Genomic DNA, 18,559 nt, shown 5'->3' with positions numbered 1-18,559 from the left:
GACAACGCCCACACCGAGCCCTTCGCCGCATCCGTCACCGAAATGACCTTCGACCCGAAACTCACCTCAGCCGACCCCGGCAACTTCTTATCCCCGCCCAACCGCATCTGCGCCGCCGACACCTGATTCAACGTCGACCCCGCAGCATCATCCACCAACACCGTCCCGGCATCCTGCAACACATCAAACGTCGTCGACGCCGGCGTCACCGCCCCATCCAAAACACGCGACGGATAATTCAACCGGCCCACGGCGTTCTTCGACTTCGAGACCACCCACACCCCGCCGTCATTCAACTCCACCTCAGTGGTCTTAAACCCCGGATAAATGATGGCGCCGGTGACGAGGACGGCGGAGGCAACGGCGAGGCCGGTTCCGGCGAGGAAGCGTCGGCGGCGGGCGGTGAGCGGACGCGCAGCAACCTGCCGGCGGGTTTTGGGCCGCAGGGCAGCGAGGAAGGTCTTCATGTGTGCTGTGTCCCCCAGAAGGTCACGGCCGCCGCGCACGGGGCATCGCCCGTGGTGGTGCCAGATAGCTTCGACTATTGCATATTAGCCATCGATTAGAGAAACCTTGGCTGCTTCAAGTCGGGCGGGATCAGCGTCGGCCCAGCTCAGGGCCGTTTAGTCCAGGACCAGTCCGCGGCCGCTGCCCCGCTGGAGCTCCACCGGGTGGATCTCGCCGAAGCCGCGGACGTCCTCGGCCTGCCGCGGCAGCAGGACAAACCGTTCGTCCTGCTCCAGCGCGCCCGCGGTCATGGAATCCACCAGCACCGTTCCCGGATCTGCCAGCGCGGTGAGCCGCGCCGCCAAGTTGACGGTGGGGCCGTAGATGTCGCCGAGCCGGGAAAGGATCCGGCCCCACACCATGGCCACGCGCGCCTGCGGCAGGATTTCGTCATCGGTGAAGGCCTGGCACAGGGCGAGGGAGATTTCGGCGCCGGCCGCGGGGGTCTCGGCGATGTAGAGGACTTCGTCGCCGACCGTCTTGACCAGCCGTCCGCCGCCCACCGAGATGATCTCTGCGCACTTGTTTTCGAAGCGCTGGACCAGCTGGGCGAGGGTCTTTTCGTTCATCCGGCGGGACAGGCTCGTGTAGGAAACCAGGTCAGCGAAGCCGACGGCCCGGGCCAGGGGCAGCGGGGCATCGTCCTCGTCGCCTTCGCGGCCTTCCTCGCTGGACGCCAGCCCGGCTTCGGCGCGCACGGCAAGGCGCTGGACGCCGGCGTTGAGCTGGCGGCGCCAGGAGTAGAGCAGCATCTCCTCGAGCGCGTCCACAAGGGACGGCAGTTCACCGACCAGGCGTTTGCGGGCCACGGCGTCGGTGACACCCTGGTTCTGGACCATGTCCTCCACGAGGGCCTCGACCTGCCAGACCACCATGCGGTCCGTCATCTGGCCGATGGCGCGGGTGACGGAGATGGCGGCTTCCTCGGTGAGCTTGCCGGCGCGGACCAGGTCCACGATGGTGTTCAGCGCGGCCTGGTCGCGTTCGGTGAAGGCGACATCCTCGTCGTCGATGTTGGGAAAGCCCAGGGCGCGCCAGAGTTTCCGGGCAGAGAGCAAGGACAGGCCGGCGCCGGATGCGACTTCACGACGGCGGAGCTTGCGTTCACCGCCGAGCAGGCGTTGTTCGAGGGCTTTCAAGGCGATGCGTTCGGCGGACATGGTGCCGGTGGGCGGGGCGGCGGTTGGCGTTGGCTGTTCGGGGCTGTCGTCGGTGTCGGTGTCGGTTTCGGCGTCGGCGTCTGATGAATCGGAGTCGGAGTCGGCCGAATCGGCGTCGTCGGGATCTGCCACAGCCTGATCGGGGACAGTTTGATCGGGGACAGTCTCATCCGGCGCCGCCTGATTGTGCACGGCGGAGGTCCCGGCGGCGCCGTCGTCCGAGGTCTCGGCGAGGGATTCGAAGACTGCCGCTTCGAGGCCGGCGGCCTCAACGAAGGCATCCGAAACGTGCGACGGCTGGTCGGCCAGGAGTCCCGTCTCCCGGTGCACGTTTTCAGCGCTCATCTCTTCCACCTTCTCTCACATCCAAGGGCCAGGGCTCTGTCTGCCAGGGGCTGGCGTTGTTGTACGGAACTCCCTCGACGCTCAGGACCCCGCCCTGCGGGAGGTCGTTGATGGCGTCGAGGATGAAGTTACGGAACGTTGCGACTTCCGGAACATCGGGTAGCACCGCGCTGTTGGGGTGCCCGGTATCCAAGGATATATTCCCGGATCGCAATACGCGCTGGAGCAACGACTGATGGATCACCACATTACGAACGGTGGCCAGGGAAACCTGCTGATCGCGCCGCCGCAGCATGCCGTGGCGGGCAATCAGCCGCTGGCTGGTCAGCGTGTACTTCGTGGCGTGCCAGGTCATCACCCGCGGCAGGCAGTAGCCCAGCAGCACCCAGCCCGCCAGTGCAATGCATGCCCCGATCAGCCAGGGAGTCCACTCCTTGGCCTGCTGGGCAATGATCGGGGCCAGCTTGGCGGGCCCGCCCTTCACGATCCAGGCGCTGGCATAGGCGGCGAGCGCCGGAGCCAGAATGAACAGCAGCGCCGGAACGGTCAGGGTCCGGGGCTGCGGCCGGGTCACCACAATCACCTGTTCCCCCGGGAGGAGCTCTTTACGCATAACCGCTTTCGTGCCCCGCATTCTGGCCGGGAGGCGTCCAGGGGCGCAGGTGCACCACATCGCCGGCCGTCACCACATGCTCGTGTCCGCCGGAGTCCACCACCAGGAGCGATCCGTAGTCATCGAGGCGGGTGGCGTGGCCGATGATCTCGTGGTCGCCCGGAAGCTGGGCCCGGACCTGCTTGCCGAGAGTCGTGAGCAGGTGCTCCACGCGCTTGTGCAGTGAGGGGCCGCCGGCCATCCCGGCGGTGGGATCGCCGTCGGCGTTGCAGAAACTGCGGTAGAGCGTCGCGAACCGGGACAAGTAGCTCTTCAGCAGCTCGGTCCGGTCCACCGACGTCGGGTGTTCCAGCAGGACGGACGTGGCGGTGGGCACCGGGAGTTCGGCTTCGGTGAGGGTGACGTTCAGTCCGGTCCCCAGCACTACCGGGGGTACGGCGCCGCCCTGCATCGGGCCCAGCTGGGCCAGGATGCCGGCGATCTTCCGTCCGCGCACCAGGACGTCGTTGGGCCATTTGAGTTCTGCGGGGATCCCGGCGGTCTCCAGCAGTGCCTCGCGCAGGGCAAGGGCCGCGAGCAGCGACAGCCACGAGTAGCTGTGGGTGGGCAGCGGGCGCCCCTCCGCATTGACCGGCCGCAGCACCAGCGACACGGAGACGGAACTGCCGGCGGGCGCGTCCCAGTGCCGGTCGAGGCGGCCGCGGGCAGCGGTCTGGTATTCGGCGGTGAGCACGGTGAGGTCCGGATACGCGGGCGGATCCTCGGAGGCACCGCGCAGGAGGTCCGCATTGGTGGAGCCAGTGGACTCCACGACGGTGAGCCGGGGAATGCCGTTGGCAGAAAGGAACGCCTCATCGCTGAGGGCGTTCACATCGAGGGGCGGACGGTCCGGGGCTTCCTGCGCGGCTTCCATGCCTTGAATCCTACCGAGTTACGCAGCCGTCGGCTCCGGCCCCGGCTGCAGGATCCTCCCCGGGTCTGGAGCCTCCCGGCCGGCGTGTCCGGCCGAACCGCCGCGGCAGACCGGGGGCGGGCGTCAATAGTGGGGAGTTTCAACGGCTCCTTCCGGCGAGGCTGCCGGCACGGAATCAACAGGAAACTCAGAGGAAGATGTCAGGGATCAGGCGGTCTTCCGGGGCGCCCAGACTGTACGGGGTGAAGTCCGTGACGCCTGCTGCGGCGAGGACCTGCTCGTCGGTGTAGAAATTGCCGCTCCGGCTTCCACCTTCCGGAACAGTGGCGTTGGTCAGTACCGCGTGGGCCGCGTCTGCCATGATTTCGGGACCGCGGGCGCCACGGACGATCTTGTCGCCGCCCGGCATGTTCCGGATGGCGGCCGTGTTGATCAGGGTGCAGGGCCACAGCGAGTTCACGCTGATGCCGTCGGCTTTGAGTTCCTCGGCCAGGCCCAGGGTGGTCAGGCTCATGCCGTATTTCGCCATGGTGTACGCCAGGTGCATTCCGGCCCATTTGGGGTCCAGGTTCAGCGGCGGGGAGAGCGTCAGGATCTGGCCGGCGTCGGATTCGCGCAGGGCGGGCAGGGCGAGCTTGGAGAGCAGGAACGTGCCGCGGACGTTGATGTCGTGCATCAGGTCGTAGCGCTTCATGTCGACGTCGTCAGTCTTGGACAGGTCGATCGCGGAGGCGTTGTTGATGACGATGTCGATCCCGCCGAAGCGTTCCACGGCGGCGGCAACCGCCCCGGCGACGTCGGCGTCGTTGCGCACATCCCCGACCAGCGGCAGGGCCTGCCCGCCGGCGGCCTCGATCTGCTCGGCGGCGGAGTAGACCGTGCCTTCCAGCTTGGCGTGCGGCTGGCCGGTCTTGGCCATCAGGACAATGTTGGCGCCGTCGCGGGCGGCCCGGGTGGCGATCGCCAGGCCGATGCCGCGGCTTCCCCCGGAGATGAGCATGGTGCGGCCCTGGAGGGAACCGGCGGCCTGGTAGGGCCCTGGCTGCTGGGATTGCGGGGCGGTGCCCGAAGCATCATTGCTCAAAGTCATGAGGACACTCTAGCCGATGTTACTGGCGAGTAACATACTTGATGGCGCGTGGATCCCGACGCTCCTGCCCGGTTACCCGGCCGCCGGGTGCGGAATTGCCACGGGCGCCCGCGGAAATCCGGGGCCGGAGTCCGGCTGGAGTCCGGTGCCGCTGGCAGTCACTGGGCGGGAACGCGCCGGCCGGCCAGACTGGATGCCCGGCGCCTCCCGCGGATTGCCGGGCGGCCGGACGCGGCGGCAGGGAAGCTTCCGCCGGAAAATTGTAGGGTTTCTACAGCGGCGCGGGTCAATAGCGTCACTAGACTTGCCAACAAGGCCCGGCTTTTGTGGATACCAACTAAAGAGCCCCGCGGGACAGGGCCGGCGCAGCACAGCACCACCCGCACCAGAGAATTCAGCAGAACTATCAGCGACAGAGCCGGAGACACTTGATGAGCCACGATCTGACCACGACCGCGGGAAAGATTGCCGACTTCCGCGACCGCCAGGCCCGTGCCGAGCAGCCCTCCGGCCCGGAAGCGATCGAGAAGCAGCACGCGCGCGGCAAGAACACCGCCCGCGAGCGCATCGACCTGCTCCTGGATGCCGGCTCCTTCGTCGAGTTCGATGCCCTCGCCGTGCACCGCTCCACCGCCTTCGGCATGGAGAAGAAGAAGCCGCTGGGCGACGGCCTGGTCTCCGGCTACGGCACCGTTGACGGCCGTCCCGTGGCCGTCTACAGCCAGGACTTCTCCGTTTACGGCGGCTCGCTGAGCCAGGTCAACGGCGAGAAGATCGTCAAGGTCCAGGAATTCGCGCTGCGCAACGGCTGCCCCGTGGTCGGCATCCTCGACGGCGGCGGCGCCCGCATCCAGGAAGGCGTCGCCTCGCTGGCCATGTTCGCGGACATCTTCCGCAACAACGTGCACGCGTCCGGCGTCGTCCCGCAGATCTCGCTCATCATGGGCCCCTCCGCCGGCGGCGCGGCCTACTCCCCCGCCCTGACCGACTATGTGGTCATGGTGGACAAGACCTCGCACATGTTCATCACCGGCCCGGACGTGATCAAGACCGTCACGGGAGAGGACGTGGACATGGAAACCCTCGGCGGCGCCCGCCAGCACAACGCCAACACGGGCACCTCCACCTACCTCGCCTCCGATGAAACCGACGCCATCGAATTCGTCCGCGAACTCCTGGACTTCCTGCCGTCCAACAACCTCGCCGAGGCCCCCGTGCTGGAGCACTCCCAGGAGCTGGAGCTCGACGACGACGACCTCGCCCTGGACACGCTCATCCCGGACTCGGCCAACCAGCCCTACGACATGCGCAAGGTCATCGAGCAGATCGTGGACGACGCGCACTTCCTGGAGATGCAGTCCCTCTACGCGCCGAACGTGATCATCGGGTACGGCCGGGTGGAGGGCCACACCGTCGGGATCGTGGCCAACCAGCCGATGCAGTTCGCCGGCACCCTGGACATCGCCGCCTCGGAAAAGGCCGCCCGCTTCGTCCGGCACTGCGACGCCTTCAACGTCCCGATCATCACGCTGGTGGATGTCCCGGGCTTCCTGCCGGGCAAGGACCAGGAGTTCCAGGGCATCATCCGCCGCGGCGCGAAGCTCCTCTATGCCTACGCCGAGGCCACCGTGCCCAAGCTGACCGTCATCACCCGCAAGGCCTACGGCGGAGCGTACATCGTGATGGGCTCGAAGAAGCTCGGCGCGGACCTCAACCTGGCCTGGCCCACCGCGCAGATCGGCGTCATGGGCGCCCAGGGCGCGGTCAACATCCTGTACCGCCGCGAGCTCGCCGCGGTGGCGGAGGCCGGCGGCGACGTCGAAGCCAAGCGTGCCGAGGTCATCCGGCAGTACGAGGAAGAGCTGCTCAACCCGTACCAGGCCGCCCAGCTCGGCTACGTGGACGCCGTCATCGCCCCGTCCGAGACCCGGCTGCAGATCATCAAAGGCCTGCGGGCCCTGCGGGACAAGCGTGCCAGCCTCCCCGCCAAGAAGCACGGGAACATCCCGCTGTGACCGGAATCGAGCCCGTGGACCCCGCCGGGACGGCCGCGCCGGAGAGCCTGCTCACCGTCGCCAAGGGCGATCCGACGCCGGAAGAGCTTGCGGCGCTGACCGCCGTCGTGCTGTCGCTGGGCAGCGGGGCAGCGGACGCGCCGGCCAAGCCGAGCGCCCGGCAGTGGATCCGCCGCCAGCAGCTGCAGCTGGCGCCGAAGCCGGGTCCCGGCTCATGGAAGCGCAGCCGGGGCTAATAAAAAGTTCAGCAACCCTTTCATAACAGCGGCAGCCCGGCTAGTCTCGTTCGGGTGACTATCGAACCCACTGACAACACATCCGCCGCGCGCCCGCAGACCGCCATCGATGCCGTCGCCGACTCCTTCACGGACACCCTGATCCGGCTTAACCCGAGCTTCGCCACCGAACTCGGGCTGCCCGGCCATGAGACCGAATACCAGGACTTCTCCCCCGCAGGGCACCAGGAGTTCGCTGCCGCCGCGCGCGAGGCCCTCGCCGCGCTGGACGGGCTGGAGCCCGTGGACGACGTCGACGCCGTCACCCTGGATGCCATGCAGGAGCGCCTGGGCCTGCAGCTGGAACTGCACGAATCCGGCTGGGGCCTCGGCGAGCTGAACAACATCGCCTCCCCCGCGCAGGAGATCCGGGCGATCTTCGACCTCATGCCGACGGACACTGCGGAGCAGTGGGACCACATCGCAGGGCGCGCGCACAACGTCCCCGCCGCGCTGGACGGTTACATCGAGTCGCTGCGCGCCGCCAAGGAGGACGGCAAAGTCGCCGCCTTGCGGCAGGTGAAGATCGTGATCGAGCAGACCACCAAGCACGCCGCGGAGGACGGCTTCTTCGCAAAGCTGGCCGCCGACGCCAAGACCGCGGAAGGCCCGCTGCCCGGGGACGTGCAGTCCAGGCTCGACGCCGGCGCTGCCGCGGCGCGCGTGGCCTACTCCCGGCTGGCCGGCTTCCTGGAGTCCGAGTTGCTGCCCGTCGCCCCGGAGAAGGACGCCGTCGGCCGCGAGCGCTACTCGCTGGCCTCCCGCGACTTCCTGGGCGCCACCGTGGACCTGGAGGAAACGTACGCCTGGGGCGTGCAGGAGCTCGACCGCCTGATCGCCGAACAGGAGCGGGTGGCCGGGGAGATCCGCCCCGGCGCCACGATCGCGGAAGCCAAGGAGGCCCTGAACAACGACCCCGCGCGGCAGCTCAAGGGCACCGACGCCCTCCAGGCCTGGATGCAGGAGCTCTCCGACAAGGCCGTGTCAGACCTCGCGGGCGTGCATTTCGACATCCCGGAGGTCATGAAGACCCTGGAGTGCAAGATTGCCCCGACCGACGAGGGCGGCATCTACTACACCGGGCCCTCGGATGACTTCAGCCGTCCGGGCCGCATGTGGTGGTCCGTACCGCCGGGCGAAGACACCTTCACCACCTGGGCCGAGACCACCACGGTCTACCACGAGGGCGTCCCGGGCCACCACCTTCAGGTCGCGACCGCCACCTACCGCCGCGAGCTGCTCAACAAGTGGCGCCGGAACGTCTGCTGGACCTCCGGGCACGGCGAAGGCTGGGCACTGTACGCCGAGAAGCTCATGCAGGAACTGGGCTACCTGAAGGATCCCGGCGACCACATGGGCATGCTGGACATGCAGCGCATGCGGGCGGCCCGGGTGGTGTTCGACATCGGCGTACATCTGGAGTTGGAGGTGCCCGAGCGTTGGGGGTCGGGCACCTGGACTCCGGACACGGGCTACGAGTTCCTCAAGCAGAACCTCGCGATCAGCGAGGGGCAGCTGAAGTTCGAGTTCACCCGCTACCTCGGCTGGCCGGGGCAGGCGCCGTCGTACAAGGTGGGCCAGCGGCTCTGGGAGCAGATCCGCGCCGAGCTCGAATCCCGGCCCGGGTTCGAGCTCAAGGCCTTCCACACGAAGGCGCTCAACATCGGTTCGGTAGGCCTCGACACCCTGAAGCGCGCGCTGCTGGGGTAAGGCAGGTTCCCGGCTGAGAAGCCGTCAGCTGAGGCAGAGGCACAAGGGGTGGCCGGCCGGGTCGAGGAAGACCCGGAAGGTCGTTCCCGGCTGGTGCTCGTGCTTGGTCGCGCCGAGCTCGAGCACCGCCGCCTCAGCGTCGTCGAGGTCGTCCACCACGACGTCGAGGTGCATCTGCTGCGGCACGTCCTGGCCCGGCCATTGCGGCGGGTTGAAGGACTCGACCTTCTGGAAACTGATCGAGTCGCCGTACTCGGCGCGGACGGACCACCAGCTCGCGTCGTCGCCCGGCTCTACTTTCCAGTCGAGCAGGGCGCCGTAGAACTCGGCCAGGATCTTGGGGTCGGGACAGTCGAGGACGACGGCGGGGAAGCGTGCGATAGCCATGGCCACCACTCTAGGACGGACGCCGTGCGCGAGATAGCAGTTCGCGGCAATGTTTTTCGGAAACATTGCCGCGAACTGCAAACTCGAGCTGTGTGGCGAGACAATCGCCACACCGGAGGCTGGAATAACTTCACAAACAGGTGGATTCCCGCCGTCTTTCCGCAGATCCGGCCGCCGGAGCCCAGAGCCTGCCGCGTAATATTTCTCAACATGCGTTCGTCGTGATAGGTGGTCCGGTCCTAGCGTGATCCGGTGACCACTCAGACAAGCACCCCCGCAACCGCAGGAAAGCCCGGTTTCCAGCTGCCCAAATGGGCCGGCTCGTTCGGCTTCCAGATCATCGCCGCCCTGATCGTGGGCCTGGGCCTTGGCCTCCTGGCCAAGTACACGGGCAGCACCAAGGCGGACCCCAACGCCCTCGGCGCCACCCTGCAGACCATCGGCTCGAGCTACGTCTCGCTGCTGCAGACCGCCGTCGTGCCCCTCATCTTCACCGCCGTCGTCAGTTCCATCTCCAACCTGCGCGCTGTCTCCAACGCCGCCCGGCTGGCCTGGAACACACTGCTCTGGTTCGGCATCACCGCGCTGGTCTCGGTGCTGATCGGCATCGGCCTGGGCGTGCTCCTGCAGCCCGGCGCCAACACCGGCATCACCGGCCAGGGCGAAGCACCGTCCAAGGTGGGCAGTTGGTGGGCGTTCCTGATCGGGCTCTTCCCGAAGAACTTCCTGGGCCTCGGCGCCAGCACCACCGTCACCGAGGGCGTCGCCACCACCTCCGTGAGCTTCAATGTCCTCCAGATCCTGGTGATCGCGATCGCCGTCGGCATCGCCGCGCTGAAGGTGGGCAAGGCGGCCGAGCCGTTCCTGAACCTCAACGCCTCCGCCCTCGCCGTGATCCAGAAGGTCCTCTGGTGGATCATCCGGATCGCCCCGATCGGCACCGTCGGCCTGATCGGCAACGCCGTAGCGATCTACGGCTGGGACACCATCGGTTCGCTCGGCAAGTTCACCTTTGCCATCTATGTGGGCCTGGCCCTGGTGCTGTTCGTGGTCTACCCGGTCCTGGTCCGCACCCACGGGCTGTCCATCAAGCAGTACTTCTCCGGCGTCTGGCCGGCCGTGCAGCTCGCTTTCGTGTCCCGCTCGTCGATCGGCACCCTGCCGCTGACCCAGCGCGTGACCGAACGCTCCCTGGGCGTTCCCCGCGCCTACGCCTCCTTCGCCGTGCCGCTGGGCGCCACCACCAAGATGGATGGCTGCGCCGCGATCTACCCGGCCATCTCCGCGATCTTCGTGGCCCAGTTCTTCGGCATCCAGCTCGACTTCACCCAGTACCTGCTAATCGCCCTCGTCTCCGTGCTGGGCTCCGCCGCGACCGCCGGCACCACCGGCGCCGTCGTGATGCTGACCCTGACGCTCTCCACGCTGGGACTGCCGCTGGCCGGCGTCGGACTCCTGCTGGCGATCGACCCGATCCTGGACATGGGCCGCACGGCCGTCAACGTGGCCGGGCAGGCCCTGATTCCGACGATCGTGGCCAAGCGCCAGGGCATCCTGGACGAGACGCTGTACAACGCACTGCGCAACGGTGACCCGTTCAGCGACGACGCCGATGGAACTGTCGACACCGGCGCCGTCGCCGTGGATGCCTCGGCTGCAGATGCTCCCGCCGCGTCGCCGGCGGGCCGCGAGCTGGCCGACGCCAAGGCGTAACGGCGGGCGCGAGCCATAACGAAAGAAGTTCCCGGGAAGCTCCCGGGGACTTCTTTTGCGTCTAGCCGTGTCAGGGGCGGCGCCGGTGTGGGTCCTAGTGTCCGCCGCCGCCGATGACGCCCTTCTCGACGGCCTTGGTGACGGCGTCCGCCTCGGCCTGGGTCAGGGTCCCGTCGGTGACGGCCTTGTCCAGCCTGGTCTTCAGCGCCGCGGCGCGGTCGGCCTGTTCCGCGGTCCGGAGTTCCTCGAGGGCCGCGGTGACCTTGGACTCGTCAATGCCCAGCGAGGACGCGAGGGACTTGGCGAGGGCCGCCTCCATGGCTGCGCGGTCCGGCTTGGTTCCGTCGGCCGGCGGAGTGGTCGGCTTGTTGGCTTCGCGGAAGGCCTGCAGGGCCTCCTTGACCTTGGCTTCATCCACGCCGAGCTTGGCTGCCAGCTCGGCAGCCTGGGCGACGCCGCGGTCCCCGCCCCTGCCGTGCCCGTAGCCGCCGCGCATGCCCTGGCCGTCGGTGGTGCCAGGCGTTGCCTCCGTCGACGTGCTGGAGCTCGGGGTGGGTGTCGGAGTAGTCGTGGCGGAGGCCATCCCGGTGACACCAAGGCCGGCGCCAAGGGCCAAGGCCCCGGCCGAAATGGCGAGGGTCATTCTCTTCGTGCGTGACATGTGTTGTCTCCTGGTTCGTCCGTGTGGCCACGGCGGGTAGCGGTGGTTGTCTCGTTCAAGACGTAGTTCAAGTCTGCGCGGACCGCTCTAGCAGGAGCTGTTCGGAACCTTTCATCTTCCTGTGAAGGTTCCGGCGCGCCCGGGGCGGATACTTTGGGAGATTCTGCCGGATTTATTCGCAGGGTGACCGGCCAGGACAGCCCGGGACTGGGTACGCTCAGGGCATGCTGATCGTAACCTCCGATAACATCCCCGGCCACAGGATCGACGCCGTCTTCGGCGAGGTGATGGGTCTAACCGTCCGCGCCCGGGATATCGGCGGCCAGGTGATGGCAAGCTTCCGCTCGATCGGCGGCGGGGAACTGCCCGAGATGACGCGCATGGTCTCTGAGAGCCGGCAGGAGGTCATGGCCCGGATGGTCCAAGAGGCGGAGCAGCGCGGAGCCAACGCCATCGTGGCCATGCGCTTCGACAACTCCCAACTGGCAGCGACCTGGACCGAGGTGTGCGCCTACGGCACCGCCGTCTTCGCCATCCCCATCCCGGAAGGCGAACCCGGCGCCACGGGACAGTCCATCTTCCTCACCAAATCCGCGGGCGGGGAAAAGTTGCCCTGAGTGCAAACATGCACGTAGTGTAATTGCGTGCCCGCTTCCCCCTCCCCCAGCGATGCCGCGCCCCCTGAGACTTCCGTGCCCGCCGGCCCGCCGTCGGCGCCGTCGCGGCGCGAGCTGAACAAAGCGGCCACCCGCCAGGCCATCACCGACGCCGCCCTGGCGCTGCTCAAGTCCAACGGCCCCGGCAACTTCACGGTCGAGGACATCGCCGACGCCGCCGGCATCTCCCGCCGCACGTTCTTCAACTACTTCGGCAGCACCGAGGCGGCCATTGCCGCCGTCACCTTCGGCTTCCTGGACAAGGCACTCCAGCAGTTCCGGCTGCGGCCGGCCGGGGAACCGTTCATGGAATCGGCCCGGGCGGCGCTCGTGGAACTCGCAGACCCGATGACGGTGGCCCCGCTGGCCGAGCTGTACAGCCTGGGCCAGGCCAATCCGCAGCTCAGCCGGTCCGAGCTGGAAGCCTGGGACCACTGCACCGCGCAGATCATTGCCGCGGCCCGTGAGCGTTCCAGCGGGGCCGGCGGCGTCGAACTCGACGAACTGTACCTCCGCGCCCTGGCCGGCTCCGTCATCTCCTGCGGCAAGGCCGCCATGGACGTCTGGTTCGCCCGGTGCGGCGGATCCCTCACCCCGGACTCCCTGTCCAGCCTGCGCCAGCTCCTGATCGATTCCATGAGCCTGCTGGGCTCAGGGTTTGCCCGCCCCGACACCGCCGCCCAGGCAGTCACCTCCACCCCGGCCACCACCCCGGCCGACACGTCCACCGCCACCCCTTCCCCAGATCGGCACTGACATGGCCCTACTGCTCTACCGCCTCGGCAAGTTCTCTTACCGCCACCGCTGGCTCGTCGTCTCGCTGTGGCTCGCAGTGATGGTGGCGGTGGGCGGCGCGGCGGCCGCCTTCCACGGCACGCTGTCCAACAACTTCCAGATCCCGGGAACCGAAACCCAGCAGATGGCGGACAAGCTCAAAAAGGAGCTCCCCTCCTCTTCGGGTGGTTCCGCCAGCGTTGTCTTTGAAGCCAACGGCGCCCAGTTCAGCCAGGCGGGCAAGGACGCCGTGTCCGCCGCGCTGACCAAACTCAAAACGCTTCCGGACGTCCAGGGCACGGTGGACCCGTTCGCCACCCAGGCGCAGCTCGACAAGGCCGCCGCGGACCTCGCCGCCGGCAAGGAGCAGTCCGCTGCCGGCAAGGCCCGGCTGGAGGCGTCCGCCGCCGAGCTCGCCGCCGGAAAGGCCCAGCTGGAAGCCGCCGAGCAGCAGATGGCCGCCGCCGGCATGCCGCCGGCCGCGATCGAGGCCCGGCTCGGCCAGCAGAAGGCGGCCCTCGCCGAAGGTCAGGCAAAGCTCGACGCCGGTACAGCGGAACTGGAAGCCGGCGAGGCCAAGCTGGCCCTGGGAACGCGCCAGCTGAAGGCCTCTGAGGGCCTCCGCTTCGTCTCCGAGGACGGCAAGGCCGCGATTGCCCAGGTCCAGTTCAGGACGTCGATCAACGGGCTCAACCCCGAGGTACGCCAGCAGGTCCAGGACATCGTCGGCGAGGTTTCCGCCGCCGACGTGACAGCCCTGCCCAGCAAGGAAATCAGCGAGGACATCTCCGAGCTCTTCGGCACCGCCGAGATCATCGGCATCGCCGTGGCCGCCCTGGTGCTCATCATCATGCTCGGCACCCTGATCGCCGCCGGCCTGCCGCTGCTGATGGCACTTGTCGGCGTCGCCGTCGGCGTCGGCGCCACGTTCGCCCTCAGCGGCGCCGTGGACATGAGCTCCATCTCCCCGATGCTGGCGCTGATGCTGGGCCTGGCGGTCGGGATCGACTACTCCCTGTTCATCGTCAACCGGCACCGCGGCCAGCTGCTCGCCGGGATGGACGCCGAGGAGTCCGTGGCGCTGGCCACCGGCACCTCAGGCAACGCCGTGCTCTTCGCCGGCCTGACCGTCATCATCGCCCTCGCGGCCCTCGTCGTCCCGGGCCTGCCGTTCCTTGCCGTCATGGGCCTCTCGGCAGCCGGAACGGTGGCGGTCGCCGTCGTCGTCGCCCTGACCCTGACACCTGCCATCCTCTCGCTCGTGGGCCGGAAGCTGATCTCCAAGCGGGCCTGGGCCAAGGCGGAGAAGCACAATGCCGCACCCGGCCATGAAACCGAGGACCGCGCCAAGGAGGAATACCGCAGCAGCCACGGCTGGGGCGGCATTGTCACCAACCACCCGTGGCTGGCGCTGCTGGCCGGTGTGGTGCTGCTGGGTATCGTGGCGCTGCCCGCGAGCCAGCTGCGGCTCGCGCTGCCGGACGCCAGTTCCGAGCCGGTCGCGTCGCAGGCGTTCAAGGCCTATGACGTCACCAAGCGGAGCTTCGGCGAGGGCATGACCGGCCCGATCATCGTGGTGGGCGACTTCCCCGCGGGGCTCAGCGAAGCCGAGGCGCAGGCCAAGCAGTTCGACGTCGCGGACATCCTGCGCGGAACGGACAATGTCAGCGCCGCCGTGCCGCTGGCCCTGAGCGAGGACCGCCGCACCGCGGTGTTCCAGGTCATCCCGAACGAGGGCCCGGCCAGCGCCAGCACCGTCCGGGTGGTTTCCGAGCTCCGCGCCGAAAAGGGCCAGATCAAGGACTCCACCGGCGTCAGCATCGGCCTCACCGGACAGACCGCCGGCAACGTGGATGTGTCCACCAAACTCGGCGACGCACTGCCGCCGTACCTGGCCATCGTGGTGGGGCTGTCGCTGATCCTGCTGCTGCTCGTGTTCCGCTCCATCTGGGTGCCGCTGCTCGCCACCGGCGGGTTCCTGCTCTCCCTCGCCGCCGCCTTCGGCGCCGTCGTCGCGGTCTACCAGTGGGGCTGGCTCGGGGGCATCTTCGGCGTCGAGAATCCGGGCGCCGTGCTGAGCTTCCTGCCGATTATCCTGATCGGCGTGCTGTTCGGCCTGGCCATGGACTATCAGGTGTTCATCGCGTCCGGCATGCGCGAGTCCTACATGCACGGCGAACCGGCCAAGCACGCGGTCCGTTCCGGCTTCAGCCACGCCGCCGCCGTGGTCACCGCCGCCGCGATCATCATGGTCAGCGTGTTCTCGGGCTTCATCTTCTCGCACCTGAACATGGTCCGCCCGCTCGGCTTCGCCATGGCCTTCGGCGTGCTGATCGACGCCTTCGTGGTCCGCATGACGATCGTCCCGGCCGTGATGTACCTGCTCGGCGAAAAGGCCTGGTGGCTGCCGCGCTGGCTGGACCGCATCCTGCCCGACGTCGACGTGGAGGGCGCCAAGCTGCGCCAGCCGGGCACAACGACGGCGGACGTCGCCGAGCCGGAGCCCGAAGAGGTCGGCGCGCGCTGACCGGCACGTCCCAGTGCAACGCGGGGTCATCTACCGCCCATTAATCCCCTCCGGATGGGCGGCAGGTGACCCCGCGTTGCTCTGCCTAGGAGGACTGCGCCCTCCGCCCGATCAGGAACCACAGCACCGGCCCAAGCAGCGGCAGCGCAAGAACGATGAGGGCCCACACGACGGTGCCCCCGGACGTGTAGGACCTGTTCCGGGCGATGCTGATCAGCGCAACCACGAACAGGACCACGCCCGCAATTAGGGGGATACCCAGAAGGCTCCAGTCCGGCACTAATTCGGCCATGTTTGATGTCAGCATCATTTTTCCCCAAGAAAATCGTGCGGCGTGCGGATGCAGTAGACCCTACCGCCAGCAGCCCCCTCCTCACAGGACCCCGGTACCGCTCTCCAGCAACGCGGGGTCACTACGCGCCCATAACTCCCCTCGGGATGGGCGCCAGGTGACCCCGCGTTGCTGTGCCGCCGTGAACTAGGCTGGAGCGGTGACCCGCCTCATTCTTGCCTCCCAGTCCCCCGCCCGCACCAAGTTGCTCACCGACGCCGGCATCCGGCACGAGGTCCTCGTCTCCGACGTGGACGAGGACGCCGTCCAGGCCCGCTACGGCGTCACCGACCCGCACGACACGGCGCTGCTCCTGGCCCGGGCCAAGGCCGAGGCCGTCGCCTCCCTGCCCGAAGCCGACGGCGCCCTGGTGATCGGCTGCGATTCCGTTTTTGAGTTCGACGGCGAGGCGCACGGCAAGCCGTACACGGCCGACGTCGCCCGGGAGAGAATGCTCCGGATGAGCGGCAGCAAAGGAGTGCTGCACACCGGCCACTGGCTCGTCGACTGCCGCGACACGGAGGAATCCGGGGAGTCCGGGGCCGCCGGTTCCGGCGCCACCCTCGGCCACGTCACCTCCGCCGAGGTCCATTTCATGGAGATGGCACCCGAAGAAATCGACGCCTATATCGCCACCGGCGAGCCGCTGCAGTGCGCCGGTTCGTTCACGATCGACGGCTACGGCGGGGCTTTCATCCGCAAGGTCGACGGCGACCCGCACGCCGTCGTCGGGCTGTCGATTTCCACCCTCCGCGGGCTGCTGGGCCAGGCGCAGGTGGACATCACCGAATTCTGGACCACCGGGGCCGCCGATCCCGCGCTGCTCCGGGCTGAGTGAGCTAATTCGCAGGCCTTTGTAGCAACCCTACAAAGGTTGGGCGCTTTACGCGCGGAATCCGCAAGTAATATCGGCGGAACCCACAAAACCGCGCTAGGCTCCCTGAAGGAAAGAAGGAGACGCCTTGTCAGCAAATTCGGAGCAGTCCGCAAATCCCGTGCAGCGATCAGCCAATGAAGGCACCGCCGCAGTCACCCATCCGCTGAGCAAGGTGCTGATCGCCAACCGCGGTGAAATCGCCGTGCGCATCATCCGCGCCGCACGCGATGAAGGCATCGCCTCCGTGGCGGTCTACGCGGATCCGGACCGCGACGCCCTGCACGTCAAGCTCGCCGACGAGGCCTACGCCCTGGGCGGCAACACCGCCGCCGAGTCCTACCTCGTGATGGACAAGCTGATCGAGGTGGCCCAGCGCTCCGGCGCCGATGCCATCCACCCCGGCTACGGCTTCCTGGCCGAAAACGCCGAATTCGCCGCCAAGGTGATCGACGCCGGCATCACCTGGATCGGGCCCTCCCCCGCCGCGATCTCCGCCCTGGGCGACAAGGTCCAGGCCCGCCACATTGCCGAAAAGGTCGGCGCCCCGCAGGTTCCCGGCACGGCCGACCCGGTGGAGTCCGCCGAGGAAATCCTCGAGTTCGTGGACAAGTTCGGCCTGCCGGTCGCCATCAAGGCGGCCTTCGGCGGCGGTGGCCGCGGCATCAAGGTGGCCCGCACCCGCGAGGAAATCCCGGAACTGTTCGAATCCGCCGTGCGCGAGGCCGTCGCCGCCTTCGGCCGCGGCGAGTGCTTCATCGAACGCTTCCTGGACGCCCCGCGCCACGTCGAGACCCAGTGCCTCGCCGACGCCCACGGCAACGTCGTAGTGGTCTCCACCCGCGACTGCTCGCTGCAGCGCCGCAACCAGAAGCTCGTCGAGGAGGCCCCGGCCCCGTTCCTCACCGAAGAGCAGAACCGCCGTCTCTACGAATCCTCCAAGGCCATCCTCAAGGAAGCCGGCTACCTCGGCGCCGGCACCTGCGAGTTCCTCGTGGGCCAGGACGGCACCATCTCCTTCCTGGAGGTCAACACCCGCCTCCAGGTGGAGCACTGCGTGTCCGAGGAAGTCACCGGAATCGACCTGGTCCGCGAACAGTTCCGGCTGGCCCGCGGCGAAGAACTCGGCTACGGCGACCCCGAGGTCCGCGGCCACTCGATCGAATTCCGCATCACCGGTGAGGACCCGGGCCGGAACTTCATGCCCGCGCCCGGCACCATCAGGCTCCTCAAGAACCCCACCGGCCCCGGTGTGCGGATCGACTCCGGTGTGGAGCAGGGCGACGTCATCAGCGGCAACTTCGACTCTATGCTCTCCAAGCTGATCGTCACCGGCGCCACCCGCGCGCAGGCACTGCAGCGCTCCCGGCGGGCCCTCGAGGAAATGGTGGTCGAGGGCATCCCCACCGTCATTCCCTTCGACCTCGCCGTCGTCACCAACCCAGACTTCGCTCCCGCCGAGGGCCCGTTCAAGGTCCACACCCGCTGGATCGAGACGGCCTTCGTCAACGACATCCCCGCCTGGACGCCGACCGGCACCGACGCTGAAACGCCCGACGCCGGCGAACGCCAGCGCGTTGTCGTCGAGGTCGGCGGCAAGCGCCTCGAGGTCGTCCTCCCGGCGTCGCTGGGCAACGGCGGCGGCACGGGCGGCGCCAAGCCGCCCAAGGCCAAAAAGCGCGCACGCAGCGGCGGCGCCGCGGCGGCGGCCAGCGGCAACGCCCTGACCTCCCCCATGCAGGGCACCATCGTGAAGGTGGCCGTCGGCGAGGGTGACCTGGTCGCGGAAGGCGATCTCGTCGTCGTGCTGGAGGCCATGAAGATGGAGCAGCCGCTCACCGCACACCGCGCCGGCATCGTGATCGGACTGACTGCCGCCGCCGGCGAGACTGTCTCCGCCGGTGCCATCATCGCGGTCATCGAGGACCCGGCCGCCGAGTAGCTGCCCGACCGGCGGGGCACTGGCGCGCCTCTGGCGCCGCCGTGTCCAGCCCGTGCAGACTTGGTG

17 protein-coding genes are annotated in these 18,559 nt (G+C 68.2%); 9 read left to right on the top strand and 8 right to left on the bottom strand.

Going from position 1 to position 18,559, the window contains the following annotated elements:
* The 5 genes from AC1DC5_RS16400 to AC1DC5_RS16380 form a co-directional block, all read right to left on the bottom strand.
* Positions 1-467, bottom strand: a 467-nt coding sequence (locus AC1DC5_RS16400) for a hypothetical protein (RefSeq protein ID WP_476865830.1), incomplete at its 3' end; no start/stop codon positions are given.
* A 156-nt stretch (positions 468-623) separates the two neighbouring features.
* The gene (locus AC1DC5_RS16395; protein WP_476865829.1) at positions 624-2,012 is read right to left on the bottom strand and encodes an adenylate/guanylate cyclase domain-containing protein; all 1,389 of its coding nucleotides are present in this window, start codon (positions 2,010-2,012) and stop codon (positions 624-626) included.
* A complete protein-coding gene (locus AC1DC5_RS16390; protein WP_476865828.1) occupies positions 2,002-2,625 on the bottom strand; it encodes a PH domain-containing protein in 624 nt (207 codons plus the stop codon). The genes AC1DC5_RS16395 and AC1DC5_RS16390 overlap by 11 nt, the downstream gene beginning before the upstream one ends.
* Positions 2,618-3,538 carry a biotin--[acetyl-CoA-carboxylase] ligase gene (locus AC1DC5_RS16385; protein WP_476865827.1) on the bottom strand — a complete coding sequence of 307 codons (921 nt, stop codon included), beginning with the start codon at positions 3,536-3,538 and terminating at the stop codon, positions 2,618-2,620. Before AC1DC5_RS16385 ends, AC1DC5_RS16390 begins: the two co-directional genes overlap by 8 nt.
* A gap of 187 nt (positions 3,539-3,725) precedes the next feature.
* Positions 3,726-4,628 (bottom strand): SDR family oxidoreductase, encoded by a 903-nt coding sequence (locus AC1DC5_RS16380; protein WP_476865826.1) that lies wholly within the window; start codon positions 4,626-4,628, stop codon positions 3,726-3,728.
* A gap of 431 nt (positions 4,629-5,059) precedes the next feature.
* On the opposite strand from AC1DC5_RS16380, the gene AC1DC5_RS16375 reads away from it, so the two are divergent.
* Genes AC1DC5_RS16375 through AC1DC5_RS16365 form a run of 3 tightly spaced genes read left to right on the top strand, consistent with a single transcriptional unit; the run spans position 5,060 to position 8,628 of the window.
* Entirely contained in the window at positions 5,060-6,643 is a 1,584-nt protein-coding gene (locus tag AC1DC5_RS16375; RefSeq protein WP_441407096.1) for an acyl-CoA carboxylase subunit beta, read from the top strand.
* 5 nt (positions 6,644-6,648) lie between these two features.
* Positions 6,649-6,879: an acyl-CoA carboxylase subunit epsilon gene (locus tag AC1DC5_RS16370; RefSeq protein ID WP_476865838.1), complete on the top strand. Its 231-nt coding sequence runs from the start codon at positions 6,649-6,651 to the stop codon at positions 6,877-6,879.
* A gap of 54 nt (positions 6,880-6,933) precedes the next feature.
* Positions 6,934-8,628, top strand: coding sequence for a DUF885 domain-containing protein (locus AC1DC5_RS16365; protein ID WP_476865825.1), 1,695 nt, complete (start codon positions 6,934-6,936; stop codon positions 8,626-8,628).
* A 24-nt stretch (positions 8,629-8,652) separates the two neighbouring features.
* Here AC1DC5_RS16365 and AC1DC5_RS16360 read toward each other — a convergent pair whose 3' ends face one another.
* Positions 8,653-9,015 (bottom strand): VOC family protein, encoded by a 363-nt coding sequence (locus AC1DC5_RS16360; protein ID WP_441407093.1) that lies wholly within the window; start codon positions 9,013-9,015, stop codon positions 8,653-8,655.
* Between the two features lie 252 nt (positions 9,016-9,267).
* Here AC1DC5_RS16360 and AC1DC5_RS16355 point away from each other — a divergent pair, with 252 nt between their 5' ends.
* A complete protein-coding gene (locus AC1DC5_RS16355) occupies positions 9,268-10,728 on the top strand; it encodes a dicarboxylate/amino acid:cation symporter (protein WP_476865824.1) in 1,461 nt (486 codons plus the stop codon).
* 94 nt (positions 10,729-10,822) lie between these two features.
* Here the strand turns inward: AC1DC5_RS16355 and AC1DC5_RS16350 are convergent, their stop codons facing one another.
* Positions 10,823-11,389: a hypothetical protein gene (locus AC1DC5_RS16350; protein WP_476865823.1), complete on the bottom strand. Its 567-nt coding sequence runs from the start codon at positions 11,387-11,389 to the stop codon at positions 10,823-10,825.
* 224 nt (positions 11,390-11,613) lie between these two features.
* Between AC1DC5_RS16350 and AC1DC5_RS16345 the strand changes: the two genes are divergently transcribed.
* The 3 genes from AC1DC5_RS16345 to AC1DC5_RS16335 are packed head-to-tail and all read left to right on the top strand — an operon-like array spanning position 11,614 to position 15,346.
* Positions 11,614-12,006, top strand: a complete 393-nt coding sequence (locus AC1DC5_RS16345; protein ID WP_441407090.1) for a YbjQ family protein — start codon at positions 11,614-11,616, stop codon at positions 12,004-12,006.
* A gap of 27 nt (positions 12,007-12,033) precedes the next feature.
* Positions 12,034-12,801 carry a TetR/AcrR family transcriptional regulator gene (locus AC1DC5_RS16340; protein WP_476865822.1) on the top strand — a complete coding sequence of 256 codons (768 nt, stop codon included), beginning with the start codon at positions 12,034-12,036 and terminating at the stop codon, positions 12,799-12,801.
* A 1-nt stretch (position 12,802) separates the two neighbouring features.
* Complete coding sequence (locus AC1DC5_RS16335) at positions 12,803-15,346, top strand: MMPL family transporter (RefSeq protein WP_476865821.1); 2,544 nt, start codon at positions 12,803-12,805, stop codon at positions 15,344-15,346.
* An 85-nt stretch (positions 15,347-15,431) separates the two neighbouring features.
* On the opposite strand, the gene AC1DC5_RS16330 is transcribed toward AC1DC5_RS16335, so the two are convergent.
* Positions 15,432-15,656: a PLDc N-terminal domain-containing protein gene (locus tag AC1DC5_RS16330; protein WP_476865820.1), complete on the bottom strand. Its 225-nt coding sequence runs from the start codon at positions 15,654-15,656 to the stop codon at positions 15,432-15,434.
* 181 nt (positions 15,657-15,837) lie between these two features.
* On the opposite strand from AC1DC5_RS16330, the gene AC1DC5_RS16325 reads away from it, so the two are divergent.
* Together AC1DC5_RS16325 and AC1DC5_RS16320 are read left to right on the top strand one after the other, a co-directional pair.
* On the top strand, positions 15,838-16,515 hold the full coding sequence (locus AC1DC5_RS16325) for a Maf family protein (protein WP_441407087.1): 678 nt from the start codon (positions 15,838-15,840) through the stop codon (positions 16,513-16,515).
* A 157-nt stretch (positions 16,516-16,672) separates the two neighbouring features.
* A complete protein-coding gene (locus AC1DC5_RS16320) occupies positions 16,673-18,493 on the top strand; it encodes an acetyl/propionyl/methylcrotonyl-CoA carboxylase subunit alpha (protein ID WP_441407102.1) in 1,821 nt (606 codons plus the stop codon).
* The last annotated feature ends 66 nt before the right edge of the window (positions 18,494-18,559 follow it).

The organism is Arthrobacter sp. 10L424, from assembly GCF_056395325.1.
The sequence above is the reverse complement of the archived record's forward strand: the minus strand, read 5'-3'. Positions and strand labels throughout refer to the sequence as shown.